12 protein-coding genes and 1 pseudogene are annotated in these 14091 nt (G+C 71.0%); 8 read left to right on the top strand and 5 right to left on the bottom strand.

Features of this window, described 5'->3' with window-relative positions; all coding sequences use genetic code 11:
- The first annotated feature begins 58 nt into the window (after nt 1-58).
- From NDW01_RS33705 to NDW01_RS33685, 5 genes are all read left to right on the top strand, one after another.
- Complete coding sequence (locus NDW01_RS33705; protein WP_252828391.1) at nt 59-1021, top strand: hypothetical protein; 963 nt, start codon at nt 59-61, stop codon at nt 1019-1021.
- A gap of 241 nt (nt 1022-1262) precedes the next feature.
- Nucleotides 1263-2402, top strand: a complete 1140-nt coding sequence (locus NDW01_RS33700; RefSeq protein ID WP_252828390.1) for a serine hydrolase domain-containing protein — start codon at nt 1263-1265, stop codon at nt 2400-2402.
- 170 nt (nt 2403-2572) lie between these two features.
- On the top strand, nt 2573-3565 hold the full coding sequence (locus tag NDW01_RS33695; protein ID WP_252828389.1) for a zinc-binding dehydrogenase: 993 nt from the start codon (nt 2573-2575) through the stop codon (nt 3563-3565).
- 65 nt (nt 3566-3630) lie between these two features.
- Entirely contained in the window at nt 3631-3972 is a 342-nt protein-coding gene (locus tag NDW01_RS33690) for an EthD family reductase (protein WP_252828388.1), read from the top strand.
- Between the two features lie 124 nt (nt 3973-4096).
- Nucleotides 4097-5092: an RNA polymerase subunit sigma-70 gene (locus NDW01_RS33685; RefSeq protein ID WP_252828387.1), complete on the top strand. Its 996-nt coding sequence runs from the start codon at nt 4097-4099 to the stop codon at nt 5090-5092.
- A 180-nt stretch (nt 5093-5272) separates the two neighbouring features.
- On the opposite strand, the gene NDW01_RS33680 is transcribed toward NDW01_RS33685, so the two are convergent.
- The 5 genes from NDW01_RS33680 to NDW01_RS33660 all read right to left on the bottom strand — a co-directional run bounded on the left by NDW01_RS33680 (nt 5273) and on the right by NDW01_RS33660 (nt 10193).
- A complete protein-coding gene (locus NDW01_RS33680; protein ID WP_252828386.1) occupies nt 5273-6931 on the bottom strand; it encodes a serine/threonine-protein kinase in 1659 nt (552 codons plus the stop codon).
- A 269-nt stretch (nt 6932-7200) separates the two neighbouring features.
- A complete protein-coding gene (locus tag NDW01_RS33675) occupies nt 7201-8046 on the bottom strand; it encodes an LLM class flavin-dependent oxidoreductase (RefSeq protein WP_252828385.1) in 846 nt (281 codons plus the stop codon).
- A gap of 172 nt (nt 8047-8218) precedes the next feature.
- Nucleotides 8219-8488, bottom strand: coding sequence for a hypothetical protein (locus tag NDW01_RS33670; RefSeq protein ID WP_252828384.1), 270 nt, complete (start codon nt 8486-8488; stop codon nt 8219-8221).
- A complete protein-coding gene (locus NDW01_RS33665) occupies nt 8485-9813 on the bottom strand; it encodes a CdiA C-terminal domain-containing protein (RefSeq protein WP_252828383.1) in 1329 nt (442 codons plus the stop codon). Before NDW01_RS33665 ends, NDW01_RS33670 begins: the two co-directional genes overlap by 4 nt.
- A gap of 83 nt (nt 9814-9896) precedes the next feature.
- The gene (locus NDW01_RS33660) at nt 9897-10193 is read right to left on the bottom strand and encodes a WXG100 family type VII secretion target (RefSeq protein WP_252828382.1); all 297 of its coding nucleotides are present in this window, start codon (nt 10191-10193) and stop codon (nt 9897-9899) included.
- Between the two features lie 96 nt (nt 10194-10289).
- Here NDW01_RS33660 and NDW01_RS33655 point away from each other — a divergent pair.
- The 3 genes and pseudogenes from NDW01_RS33655 to NDW01_RS33645 form a co-directional block, all read left to right on the top strand.
- Nucleotides 10290-10676, top strand: a pseudogene (locus NDW01_RS33655) (serine aminopeptidase domain-containing protein); the annotation flags it as partial.
- A 67-nt stretch (nt 10677-10743) separates the two neighbouring features.
- Nucleotides 10744-12792 carry a lantibiotic dehydratase gene (locus NDW01_RS33650; protein ID WP_256513748.1) on the top strand — a complete coding sequence of 683 codons (2049 nt, stop codon included), beginning with the start codon at nt 10744-10746 and terminating at the stop codon, nt 12790-12792.
- Nucleotides 12789-14060, top strand: a complete 1272-nt coding sequence (locus NDW01_RS33645; RefSeq protein WP_252828380.1) for a lanthionine synthetase C family protein — start codon at nt 12789-12791, stop codon at nt 14058-14060. The genes NDW01_RS33650 and NDW01_RS33645 overlap by 4 nt, the downstream gene beginning before the upstream one ends.
- Nucleotides 14061-14091 lie beyond the last annotated feature (31 nt).

The following is a 14091-nucleotide window of genomic DNA, read 5'->3' as shown; positions in this document are numbered from 1 at the left end:
CCGTGAGCCCTGCCATGATCGGATTCCCTCCTGGAGATCCGTCGAATGGGGTGCGCCCGTGCCGGTATCCGCCGAGTCGCTGATAGCCGACGTTCCCGCTTTCCTGCAGTACGCCCGCCCGGCGACCCTGCTGCGGCCGACGGCGGGCACGCCCGGAGTCCGGGACGGCTCCGTCGGCGGGCCGCTGCTGTGGCCGGCGGACGAGCCGTGGCCGGCATGCCCCGCGCCGCACCTGGTGCAGGCGCGCGAGAAGCTGTCGGACGAGGAACGCGACACCTGGCAGCGGATCGACCGCGCCATGAAGGAACGGCGCCGCCGGAACCCGGGCCGGGCGTACGAGCTCACGGCCGAGGAGGCCCGTGAGCAGGATCGGATCATGGCGGGCGCGTCGGCGCTCGACATGATCACGTGGGAGCGGTGCCGCTGGGTGCAGGACACCTCGGGCCCGGGCGTGCCGATGGTCCCCGTGCTCCAGCTGTTCGCCCGCGACGTCCCGGGAGATCACTGGCCGCCCGGGACGGACGTGCTGCAGGTGCTGTGGTGCCCGAACGACCACGGCGACCTCCCGGGACAGCCGTACTACTCCGGCCCCACCGTCGAGCTGCGGTACCGGTCGTCGTCCACGGTGGAGACGGTGCTGGACCCACCCCGGCCGGACCGCGTGGGCAGGTCCTACCTCCCGCGCCCCTGCGCCGTCGCCCCGCTCGAGATCGTCGACCTCCCGGCCAGTGACGAACTCCCCGACGACCTCTACGACGAGGGTGACCGCTGGGCGGAGGAACGCGACGTCGAGTTCGAGCGCGTCCTGGCCTGCCGCCCCGGGTGGAAGGTCGGCGGCTGGCCCAGCTGGCACCTCACCGACCTCCACGTCATCGACTGCTCGTGTGGCGCGCGCATGCGGTTGTTCCTGACCATGGACAGCGGCGGCGACCCGGACGTCGTCGTCGGCCGCTTCGGTGAGCTGCGCGTCTTCACCTGCCCGAAGGACCCTTCCCACCCGATCCGCCTGAACATCCAGTGATCGGTGGCCTGGTCAGCCGGGCGCGCTCGGCATGCCCGGGCGATGCCGGGTGAAGACGACGGTGCCGGCGCGATCGTAGGCGATGATGTCGACCGGCTTCTCGGTCGTGGTGTCGCCACGTACACCTCCGGATACGCCGGTTGGGACCAATGTGCGCCCCACCCGTCGTCCAGCAGGGTTGATCACGTCACCGACCGACCTACACGCTGAACCTGGAGACGTGATGGCTCGCGCTGGAACCATGGCCCGACGTGCGACGGCCGGCCTGCTCGCGGCGGCGGTCCTGACGGCCGTCTGCGCACCGCTCGCGAACGCGGCCGACCGTCCGACCTCCCCGAAGGCGAGTACGGCCGACGGGCGGCAGCCGAAGGGGCTGCGGACGGCGGTCGACCGCCTCGTCGCCGACGGGCAGCCCGGCGTCATCGTGATGACCCGCCGGGGGAACACGGTCACGCATCTCGCCGCCGGTGTCGCGGATCAAGAGACCGGCACCCCGATGGACCCCCGTGACCAGATCAGGATCGCCAGCATCACCAAGACCTTCACCGCGACCGTGCTGCTGCAGCTGGTGGCCGAGCGGAGGCTCTCGCTGAACGACACCGTGGACCACTGGCTGCCCGGGGTCGTACGGGGAGGCGGCAACGACGGCCGCCGCATCACGGTACGGAACCTGCTGCAGCACACCAGCGGCCTGAACGAGTACGCCCTGGACCCGCGCATCCAGACGCAGCCCGAGCGCGTGTGGAAGCCGCGGGAGCTGGTCGACATCGCGCTGGAGAAGGAGCCGCTGTTCGATCCGGGCAAGGGCTGGAGCTACGCCAACACCAACTACATCCTCGCCGGGATGATCATCGAGAAGGTCACCGGGCACCGAGTGGAATCCGAGATCGGCCGGCGCATCATCCGCCCGCTCGGCCTGAAGCACACCTCGATGCCCCGGGGCACCGGCTTCTCCGGCCCGTACGTCCACGGCTACTACGGCTCGTACGGCGACGTCAGCACCTTGATCAGCCCGTCCGGCGGCTGGACCTCCGGCGGCATGATCTCCACCGTGGACGACGTCGCGACGTTCCACCGGGCCCTGTTCACCGGCCGGCTGCTCCCGCGCGCCCAGCAGCGCGAGCTGACCACGACGCGCGCGGTCATCGACGACGGCTCGCCAGAGGACTACGGCCTCGGCGTCTACCGTGTACGCCTCCGCTGCGGCAGCGCCTGGGGCCACGACGGCGGCTGGCCCGGCTACCGGACCTGGGCGTACACCAGCAAGGACGGTAGGCGGCAGGCGATCATCTCCTACAACCGGACGGACGAGAAGCTCCAGGCCGACCCGGCCTTCCGCGCCGACCTGAAGAAGGTCGCCGAGGCCGCCTTCTGCGGCTGACCGGCCCGTACGGCCGCTCGGCGGCCCGGCCGCCGACCCGGGTCGCCGGTCGCAGATGTTTCGGGAGCGGCCGATTCCTTCTCGTGGCGGCCGGGATCTACATGGTGGGAGGCGCGGCCCGCGCGACGGGCCGCGCCTCTCTCATGTACGCCGAGAAAGGCCGATCGCCAATGAGCATTCCCGCGACCATGCGCGCGCTGCAGCAGACCTCCCTCAACGGCCCGCAGGACATGCGCCTGATCACCGACGCGCCCGTGCCGAGCCCCGGCCGGGGCGAGGTCCTGATCCGCGTCACCGCCGCCGGGGTCAACTTCGCCGACATCTCGAAGGCCCACGGCACGTTCGCGGGCGGCCCGCGCCCGCCGTACCTGGCGGGTTTCGAGGCCGCCGGTGAGGTCGTCGCGGTGGGCGAGGCGGTGACCGGCCCGCGACCGGGGGCCCGCGTCGTCGGCGTCGGAGCCGGCGCTTTCGCCGAGTACATGGTCCTGCCCGCGGCCGCGGCGGTACCGGTGCCCGCGGGCTGGACGGAGCAGCAGGCGCTGGGCCTGGTCGTGAACTGGCCCACCGCGCTGGCCGCGCTCAGGCCGCTGGGCGGCATCACCGCCGGGCAGGTCGTACTGATCCACGCCGCGGCGGGTGCGACCGGCCAGGCCGCGGTGAGAATGGCCAAGCACTACGGTGCGACGGTCATCGCCACTGCCTCGCCGGGCAAGCACGAGACGGTGCTGGCACTGGGAGCCGACCACGTCCTTGACTCTCGCGGCGGCGACCTCGCCGCCGCGGTGATGGAGCTGACCGGTGGCTCCGGCGCCGATGTGGTCCTGGAGTCGGCCGGCGGCGCAACCTTCGCCGCCGGCCTGGCCGCCGCCAAGCGGGTCACCGGCCGGGTCATCGTCTACGGCGTGGCGGGCGGCGAAGCCTCGATCACCAACTGGCAGTTGGTGTACGAGCACCAGGTCCACCTCATCGGCCTCAATATCGGCGTGCTGATCCAGGCCGCACCGCAGATCTTCGGCGAGCTGATGGGGGAGCTGTCCGCGCTGATCGCGGCCGGCGTGCTCGCCCCCGGCACGCCGACCGCGTACGAACTGGCCGACGGCCCGAAGGCGCTGACGGAACTGGCGGCCAGGGCCACCGCCGGCAAATCGGCCCTGCTGCCCTGAACCCCCCCTCGTACCGAGCCGGTGACGCCGCACGCCGGAGGTTCCCATGACAGGAGTTGCAGCAGATGACCGCGACCGTGGACCCGGCCCCTGAGCGGCCGGCGCGATTCGTCGTGATGTACGACACCCCGACCGACGTCGACGCGTTCGAACGTCACTACGACGAGGTCCACATCCCGTTGGCGAAACGGTATCCGGGCCTGCGTCGTTACACGCGTAGCCATGAGCCGGCGGCCGTGATCGGCGAGCCGTGCCACATGGTCGTGATGCTGGACTGGGATGACATGGCCGCGCTGGAAGCCGCGCTCGGGTCCGAGATCGGCCGGCGCGTCGCCGAGGACGCCACGGTGAACCTGGCCCGCTACGCGACCTTCCGCGGCATGATCCTGCAACTCGACGAGGTCTGATCGTGCACGCCGCCTGTGCGAGAGGATCCCGCGTCGTCGATGGTGGCCGGGGCAGGGCCTGGCGTCGTCGGCGGCGTCGGCACGTGGGCCATGCCCGAAGGCGTCACGGCACTAGGCTCCCGGTGTGACCTCGGATCTGCGGGCGGCACCGGATCACGACCGGTTCACCGCCGAGACCGAGCGGTTCCGCCGGGAGCTGCTGGCGCACTGCTATCGCATGGTCGGCTCGGCGCACGACGCCGAGGACCTGGTGCAGGAGAGCTACCTGCGGGCGTGGCGGTCCTACTCCGGCTTCGAGGGCCGGGCGTCGATTCGATCCTGGCTCTACAAGATCGCCACGAACGTCTGCCTGAAGGCGCTGCAGCCGCGCTCGATCCGGGTGCTGCCCTCAGGCCTGGCGGGCCCGTACGACGGACCCGATCGCCCGCCGAGTCCCCTCGCGCCGGGCGAGGTCGCGTGGCTGGAGCCGCTGCCGGACGCGTGGATCGCCCCACCCGCCGACGATCCGGCCGCGGTGGTGATCGAGCGCGAGTCGCTGCGGCTCGCGCTCATCGCCGGTCTGCAGCACCTGCCCGCCCGCCAACGGGCGATCCTCATCCTGCGCGAGGTGCTGGCGTTCTCGACGGCCGAGACCGCGGAGATCCTCGACACCACCACGGCGGCGGTCAAGAGCGGCCTGCAGCGCGCCCGCGCCCGGCTGGACGAGGTGGAGCCGAAGCCCGAGGAGCTCCTCGAACCGACCGACCAACGGGCACGCGCGCTTCTCGACGGCTACATCGCGGCCTTCGAACGCTCCGACGCCGGCCTGCTGGAACAGGTGCTGCGCGCGGACGCCACGCTGGAGGCGACGCCGTTCCGCGAATGGCAGGCGGGCCGGGCGATGTGCATCCACACGCTCGACGCGTACGTGCTGGGCACACCGGGCGATTGGCGGATGATCGCCACTGCGGCCAACGGCCAGCCCGCCGCCGTCGTGTACCACCGGGACGCGGACGGCGTGCTCCGAGCCGACGGCGCGGTGGTGCTGGCCCCCACCGCCACCGGCGTCTCCCGCGTGGTCAAATTCCACGATCCCGCGCTGGTCGCGGCGTTCGGCCTCCCGGACGTGCTTCCGCGCTGATCATCGAGGTCGACGCCGTCGCCCGCGACGCGGGGCCGTGGGGTCGGCTTCACCGCCCACACCCAGGTCGACCCGACTCCCGAGGAGCGGTCCGCCGTCCTCCGCGCCGCCGCCTCCCCGCGCTCCTGACGAGCCCCGCCGAGAAGCCGGGGGCACCGGGAAGGCCGTCCAGGGCCGACGTCAGAGCTGGTTCCACTGGTAGACCGGCAGGTGTTCCTTCCGCGCGATCGGGGTCCACAGCCCGACGACCCGCCGTTTGGCGGCAGCGGCACGGTCGTCGAGGGCGGTCGCCTGCCGCAGGTACTCGGAGTTCGGCGCGTTCCGCGGGCCGCAGCCCAGCGACGCGACGTACTTCGCGTGCGCGAGGTGGGCCTGATCGGATTGGAGCGAGAACCGGTACGCGTCGGCGATGGCCTGCCGCAGCGCGGCGCCGTGCGGCAACCGGTCGACCCGCAGGGCGCTCGCCTGAGCCGACTCCCGCCGGCGGTCCGCCACGAGCCGCGCGAAGGCCGGGATCGAGGCGGCGACGTCGTCGCAGGTCGCCGCGAGCTTTCCGGCCAGCGGGTCCCCCGCCGCCAGATGCGAGCCCAGGAGCCTGCGGACCGCCTTCGCCTCGGTGGCGCCGGGTCCTCCTCGATGGACGAGGCCGGGAACCACGGTCGCCGCCGCGACGGCCACGACGGCGACCGCCACGGAGCACAGGACGACCACGCGCCGCCTCCGGCGGCCCGGCCTCGCCGCGCCGTGCGTCTCGCCGGACGCGGTCCCCTCCCCGGGCGGCGTCTGCCGGGACCACGGCGAGGTCTCCAGGCCGGGCTCACCGGGCGCCGGTGCGATGGCGTCCCCGGACGGTACGTCCGCCGCGCTCCGGCCGGAACCGGCGGCACCGAGCGTCCCGGGGAGAGCGCTCGGCAGCGAAGCGGTCCCCGTGGGGTCGGCGAGCGCGGTGCCCGCGGCCAGCATGACCGTGGTGGCCGGTGCGCCGGCGGGCACGTCACCGGCCGGCCTGGCGACCACCTCGCTGCGCCGGAGCAGACGCAGCAGCACCTGCTGGGCCGACGGGCGGTCGGCGGGGTCCTTGGCCAGGCAGTCGGCGACGAGATCGCGCAGCGGACTCTCCAGACCGCCGAGGAAGGGCTCGTGCGTCAGGATGCGGGCGGCGACGGCCTCGAAGGTGTCTTTCCCGAACGGCGGGTGCCCGCAGGCCGCATAGGTGACGGTCGACGCCCAGGCGAAGACGTCGGTGGCGGTCGTGATGACACCGCCGCTCAGCTGCTCGGGCGCCATGTACGGCGGGGTGCCGAAGACCTGACCGGGCATCGTGGCGGCGGCGTCGAACGCGCGCGCGATGCCGAAGTCGATCACCCGCGCCCCGTCCGGGCCGATCAGGACGTTGTGCGGTTTGAAATCCCGGTGCACGATCCCGGCCTCGTGGATGGCGACGAGCGCGGTCGCGGTCGCGATCGCCAGCCGTTCCAGGTCGGCGCCGTCCCGCGGCCCCTTCTCCGAGATCAGCCGCTGCAGGGACGGGCCGTCGACGTACTCGCTGACGATGTACGGCCGGTCGCCGGTCACGTCGGCGTCCACCACCTGCGCCGTGCAGAACCGGGCGACCTCCTTGGCCGCCGCGACCTCCCGTACGAAACGGGCGCGCGCCGCGTCGTCGATCGCCAGGTCCTGGCGGAGCATCTTCACCGCGAGACGCCGCGGGTACTCCCCGGGGTCGTCGGCACGTCTGGCCAGGTAGACGACGCCCTGCCCGCCCGCCCCCAGACGCTCCGTCAGCTCGTACGGACCGAGGCGCCGTGGGTCGCCGGGCAACAGAACTCGACTGGTCACCGCGCGCTCCTCCACACCGCCGAACCCTCCATGCCCGATCGAGAGATCCGGTGAGCAGGTCAGGCACCAAGATCATCTCTCGTCGGCGAGTCTGACGCTCACTCCCTGCGATCCGTTCGGGCGCGGTCGGTAACGAAATGATCTCCCCAGTGGGTCGGGGCGTGACCGGCGGCCGCGCGGTCGCCCTCGCCGGGCGGCCACGCGGCCCGCGGTCTGCGGTCTGCGGTCCGCGCGAGTGGAACCGTTCCCGCTCCGCCTTGCCGGAGTCCTCAGAGGACGTCGGCGAGGCGGTCCACCTGGGCCGGATCGAGCCCGTAGCAGTACAGCATCACCTCGTCGGCGCCGAGGTCGGCGAAGGCGGCGATCGCGTCGCGAATCTCGCCCGGCGTGGTGAGCATCCCGGCGACCATCCGATCGGCCATGCCGCTGAACGCGTAGTACGCGCCCATGCGGGCACGCGCGTCGTCGATCACGTCCTGCGAGCCGAGCGCGACGTTCACCTGCGCGACGATGCGCGGCTCGCCGTCCCGCCCGTGCTCCTTCCAGAACGTACGGACGGTGTCGAACAGCCCGCCCGCCCACGACGGTGCCGCGGCGGCGAGGAACCCGTCCCCCCAGCGCGCGACCCGTTCGAGCGCGACCGGCTTGAACCCGCCGAACAGCACCTCAGGCCCGCGGGTACGAGCGGGCGCGGGTCCGATCGGCCCGGCCCCGTCGCCGTACGGCTCGCCGGACCAGATGCGGCGCATCACCGCCAGCTGCTCGTCGAGACGCCGCCCGCGCGTACGCAGGTCCACGCCCGCGACCTGGTGATCGTCCTCGCGCCCGCCGACCCCGAGACCGAGGACCAGCCGTCCCCCGGACATCCGGTCGAGCGTGGCGGCCTGCTTGGCGAGCAGCGAGGTGTCGCGCAGCGGAGCCAGCAGCACTTCGGTCTGCACGCGGACACGGGACGTCGCGCCGGCGAGGACGGCGAGCGCCACCAGGGGCTCGGGATTGTCGTAGACGAGCCGGTCGAGCAGGCCGAGCGTGCTGAACGGCCCGGCGTCAGCGCGCCGCGCCCAGTCGAGCAGGAGAGCCGGGTCGCCGATGGGCAGACCGATACCGACGTTCATGACAGAGACCTCCGAGAGGAAGGGTCGACGAATACAACCTGCCGCCCCTCCATCACCTCATCGAGGTGGGACGCTCCCGCTCTGCGGCATACCTTTGGGCGAGCGCCTCGTCGAAGTGATCACACAGTAGGCCGCTCGATGTTCAGGTGGCAAGTGGGGGAACCTGTCCGACTCACCCTTCATCGATGTGATCATCCAGTTGTTCGATCGATTCCGGCGCATACAGCTGAGGATCTTCGCCGAGATCGTTCCAGAACACCCAAAGGCGACCACACGTGGGGCATCGGAAGATCGAACCACATGATCGATAGATCTCCTCAGCATCGACCGATCCTGAGAATTCATCGAACTTCGAGTCTGACATCACCTTCCACTCGATGGGATTAGGGATTTCCCCGCTCGTGCTCAGGATCGTTTTGCATACGCAACGTATCTTGCTCATTTGGGCATCACTACTATCTTGCTCACGCGACCACCCGTCCCGGCTATACGGGCCTGTATGTTCCCAAGGTCCTCAGGGGTGACGCTTGTTTGTGACAGATCTAGGATGACACCGCCGCCGTGCACCTGACTACCCTTCGAAGCCACCGCGCTGACGATCCTGTTGGGGTTCGAGCTCTTCGGTGTGTAAACGTCCCAGCGTTCTCCGTCCACCAGCAGGTCGCTCGTCATGCCACCGGCCCTGGTGCCTACAGGATCTCGCAGGATCACCTCGTGGCCTTGTGCCGCGAGATACTCGGCGGCTTTGACCTCAGAGTCCGATGGGTTCGCTGCCGTGATACTCAGGTTCCCTTCGGATTTCACGCCATCTGCCGCGGCCATCTCGTCTTCTAGGGCCTTACCGACGGTGGCGTTGAAATTCGCCTCGATCGGTTCGACCTTTGGGGTGCCTGCAGTAGCGGCCTCTAGTTCGGCGACGACCTCCGCAGTGATAGTGCGTCCGGTGACACGCGCGACTGCCGTCACACTGGCCCGGGCGATCCGGTCGAGGGCGGCGGTGACGCGGGCGATCACGTTCTCGGCCCCGGCGGTGAGGAGGATGAGTACTTCCTGGGCGCTGACGATTAGATTGATCTTGTTCTGGGCACTCCAGGTGGCGCTCGCGAAGCCATCGCAGGCATCGCCGAGTGCGTTGCACAACTTGGCGAGCCCGCCCAACAGGCTGTGTCCGTCGCCGGGCCGGTAGACCGTCGTCCAATACTTCTGGATAGCGGCGAAGTCACGGGTCTTGGTCGAGTCGGTCAACTGACCGATGGCCCAGTTCAACCAGTCGGCGACCTTGATGACCTCGCTCGCCGCGTTCCGCCAGGCGCCGGCCGCACTCTCGAGGTCGTTGGGGTGAGCGGCCGGCCAATACCCCGCCAACACCACCGCCAGGATTTTGTTCGCGCCGAAGTAGGGGCCCGTTGCCGCCGGTCCGATGGCGTCTGCAGGCGCCGCCATCGATACGTCCGGATAGACCTCGTTGGGGCCGAGCAGCCCGGGGGATCCCTGTCGACCATCTGCGCGTGAGTGGTGATCAGCCTTGAGATGATTGTTCGCGGTCTGCGTGAGACCAAGAGAGGTCCCACCGAGCACGACGACGGCTTGCCGGAAGGCCTTCCATACGGCCTGCACGGCAGGCGCGTACTTGTCGTTGAACGTGTGCGCGGCCTTGTCGTCGCCCGCCATTCCCCGGTTGGCCTCCAGGGCGCCCTGCAGGCGCATCCACGCATCGATGAGGTCGTGCTGACCGACGGCGAACTTCGCCGCCGCGCCCGCCACCATCTCCGGGCTCACCTCGACGCGTGAGGGAGCGACCAAGGGGGGATGCCACGGCTGTGGCGGGGACCACGGCAGCGGTCCGCCCGTCATACGACGTCCCACATGGTCACATTGGTCTGGAGAGACGTGCGGTAGTTGCCGTGTGCGGTCACCAGCGTCCCGCGCAATGACGCCAGCCGCTCGGCCATGTCGGCGGCCGCCGCCTGCCATTCGTTGTGGGCCACCCAGTACGCACTCGCCGCATCCCCGTCCCATGACGCCAGGGATGCCTGCAGATCGCGATCCAAGTCGGCCAAGTGTCTCCGCAACGCGGCTAACACGCGCTCGAACCCGCTGATCGCCTGTTCCACCTTCGACAGATCGACCACGATCCGGTTACTCATCCGTCACTCTCCGGCCCTGGGGCCCCGGCGGTAGGCAGTAGGCTCCACGCCGCATCTGCGTCGACGCCCCCTCGTCATTTACAGCGCTACCAGACGATGTCAGAGCAGAGCGATATGTCAAGATTCCGAACGATCGTTCCTCGTATTACTGCACCAGTCCGTCGGTTCTTGGCCCACAGGGAACCGGGGACCGTCGCCGCCGGCCTGTTCTCCAGCCCCGACTTGTGCCTGATTGGTGTCACGCGGGATGAAGGCGGTTTCTTCACGCGTCTGGCCGAGGGAATCGCCGAAGCCACCCTGCCATCGTTGCGCTCCGACTTCCGTGGGCATCGCGAGAGCGACGGCCGACAGGAAGACCTCACGATCTCGGGCGTCGTGAGCGACATTCGCACCGCCGTAGAGCACGCCCGTGCCGAGAGGGGCAGCGGTCCGGTGAACGTCATCGGTGCCAGCTTCGGTGGCGGAATCACTGCTTTCTACACGTCACGCCACTCGGTGACCGCTGCCGCGCCCTTTCAACGGGCGGTACGCCGCTTCCTGCTCGGGCCGGTTGGCAGCAGATCATTCGGCAGCGCTCGCAGTTCACGGTCGATACGCGCAGAGCGCGGTCGTCCCTCTCGATCGGCTCATCGATCCGGTGGCCGGCCTCGGGTATCCCACGCATTACGCGAACCCAGAGCAGCAGAGCCAGGCGGCGCCGATGTCGCAGCGGGATCAACGCCTGCTGGCGCTGGCCCAGCAAGCGGCCCTGGACGGTGCCCGCGAAGTCGTCCTCGATGACCACCTCATCGACACCTTGACGGCGGGAGAGGCGATCCAACCGCGGCCTGCTCCGCACGCGGCCCTGTGCGTCGAGGTGGCCGCGCCGACGATGGCCGCGCTGGCCGAAGGAGCGTTCACGCTGATGGTCGTCGGGATGGGCCGGACAGCGGCGGCCCTGGCCGGCCGGTTCCTCGACCTGCTGCCCGATGAGGACCAGCAGCGGATGATCGGTGTGTTCCGCCGACTGCCGGTCAGTGTCGACGGGGCGATCGCCGCGCAGCTGTGCTTTCCGCCCGTGCATCCACGCGTAGAGAACCTCACCTGCGCACCGCGCTTATTGCCCGACATCCTCACGCTCGCCGAGCACCGTGCTGAAGAACCCGGACGGTTCTGCCTCCCCGATCTCGCGGTCACCGCAGACCTCCACGCCCTGTACCTCCTGTCGCGGTCCCGGCAACAGATGGTCGAGCCCTTGCTGGCCCACGCGCCGGCCCGGCACGCCCTGCCGCCGCTCGCCCGGTTCGTCTTCGAGCTCGCCCGCACCCGGCACGCCGCGCTGACACCGTTCGCCTGGGGACCTGCCGGTTGCATGCCATTCCTGCCCCGCATCCGTACCGGTCGCACCGTTCTGGCCCCGGCGCGGTGGCGCATCTCCGCAGCCGCGCTCCCCGGCCCGGAGGCGCCCGGCCCGGTCTGGGACGCCGCGCTGAGCGCCCTACGCGAGCGTCTCGGCCTCCCGGCCACCGTGAGCGTCGGTGAGTCCGATCGTCTCCTGCGGCTGAATCTGGACGCGCCGATGGATCGCGCGGTGCTGCGGGACCACCTGGACAAGACCACCAAGCGAGGGCAGACCACCGTGGTGTCCGAAGCGACGTCGGCCACCGACCATGGATGGTTCGGCGGTCGCGCCCACGAGCTCGTCGTCCCCATCGCGTCGTCCACACCCTCGGGTCCGGCGCCCGCCGTCGTGAACCGTCCTGGCCCGTTGCCGCTGGTCGACCACCAGGACGGTGTCCTTCCTGGGGGCGACGTGCTGTTCGCCAAGGTGTACGGGCACCCGGAGGTGTTCGACACGATCCTCACCCGAGCGGTGCCGGACCTCCTGGCCGGTTGGGAGCCTGCGCCGATGTGGTGGTTCATCCGGTACCGGGACCCTCGCCCCCATCTGCGGCTCCGCCTTCACCTGCGCCGCGTTGAGGAGTACGGCGAGGCCGCCTCCCGGGTCGGATCCTGGACAGCTGAGCTACGGCGACGCGGCCTGGCCACTGATCTGGTCTTGGACACCTACCACCCGGAGACCGCCCGTTACGGCTCGGGCACGGCTCAGGCCGCCGCCGAAGCTCTGTTCGCCGCCGACTCCGCGGCCGCCGTCGCGCAGGTACAGGCATTGACCGCCAGGCGCGAGGCCCATCCCAGTGTGCTCACCGCTGTCAGCATGATCGATCTGACCTGCGCTCTGGCAGGAGACCGCCGTACCGGAATGCGCTGGCTCGTCGCCACCATGCGCACCGCCCCGGCGCCGGCGCTCGACCGCGGTCTCGTCCGCGACACCCTCCGACTGGCCGGCCCGCCGAACGCTCCGGTGGCCTTCCACGAGCTCGGCACGCTGATCGAGGCCTGGGAGGTTCGGCGTGACGCGGTCGTCACCTACACCGAGCGCCTGGCCACCGGCGGCACCCCGGTGACGGCCGCCGCGGTGACCGGATCGCTGCTGCACCTGCACCACAACCGGGCCCGCGGGATCGATCCCGACGCCGAACAGCTCTGCGACCGACTCGCCCGCGCGGCCGCCCTCAGCTGGATCGCCCGCCACGACACCGCCGAGGAGCAGCGATGAGCTCGCTCACCGAGGTCCTGTCCGCGCGGCAGCGGCACGCCGCCCACCAACTCGCCGCCCGCCTGTCAGACGCCCTCGCCGTCCCCCCGCCCTGCGGAACACACCGGGGCCCTGCGGACACCCACCGGCCGGGCCAGTCCCTGTCCAAGGGAGCCGCAGGCGTCGCTATTCTGCACGGCTGTCGCGCGCGCGCCGGTCTCGGCGGCTGGGGCCGCGCCCACCAGTGGCTGGCGCATGCCGCCGGCGAGGACATCAGCGCCGGACCCAACGCCGGTCTATGGCACGGGGCACCCGCCGTCGCCTTCGCTATCACCGTCACAGCCCCGCCGGGCCGGTATCCGAAGGCGGAGCAGCAGCTGGACGCCGCCGTGACCGCGCTGGTGCAGACCCGCCTGCAGGCGGCCGCCGCCCGGATCGCCGCCGCGGCACGCCCCAGCCGAGCCGAATTCGACCTCGTACGCGGCCTGACCGGACTCGGCGCCTACCTACTGCACCGCGACCCACACGGACCGCTGAGCCGCCAGGTGCTGACCTACCTGGTGCGGCTGACCGAACCACTCCCCGCCGACGACGAAGCCGGGCACGCAGCACCGGGCTGGTGGACCAGCGACATCCCCCACGGCAGGCCCGCGGACGTCTTCCGTGGCGGGCACGCCGACCTCGGCATGGCCCACGGGATCAGCGGTCCTCTCGCGCTGCTCGCCCTCGCGATGCGGCAAGGCGTCACCGTCGACGGGCAGGCCACCGCCATCCATCGGATCTGCCAGTGGCTGGACGCCTGGCGCTACGACACCCCTACGGGACCCGGGTGGCCGCAGCGGGTCACCCTGACCGACCTGCGGGCCGGCCGGTCCGCCCGCACCGGCCCGACCCGGCCGTCCTGGTGTTACGGCACCCCCGGCATCGCCCGCGCCCAGCAGCTCGCCGCCCAAGCCCTCGGCGACCGGGACCGGCAACGCCACGCCGAACAGGCCCTCACCCGATGCCTCTGCGACCCGCCGCAACTCGCCCGGCTCACCGACGCCGCGCTCTGCCACGGCTGGGCCGGTCTGATCGCCACCACCTGGTGCGCCGCCGGCGACGCGCTCTCTGCCGACTTGGGCGCCCGGCTGCCCGGCCTGCTCGACACGCTCCTGGCCACGGTCGACGCCTCCCGTGTCGGGCAGACGCCGGGGCTCATCGACGGGAACGCCGGGACCGCGCTGGTCCTGCACACCCTGGCGACCGGGACTTCCGGAGGCTGGGAAACGAGCCTGCTGATCAACTAGTCAACGCCGAACAGTGAAGGAACTCCCTGCG

The organism is Actinoallomurus soli, assembly GCF_024055715.1.
Lineage (GTDB): Bacteria > Actinomycetota > Actinomycetes > Streptosporangiales > Streptosporangiaceae > Actinoallomurus > Actinoallomurus soli.
This window is presented reverse-complemented; position numbering and strand designations above follow the sequence as displayed.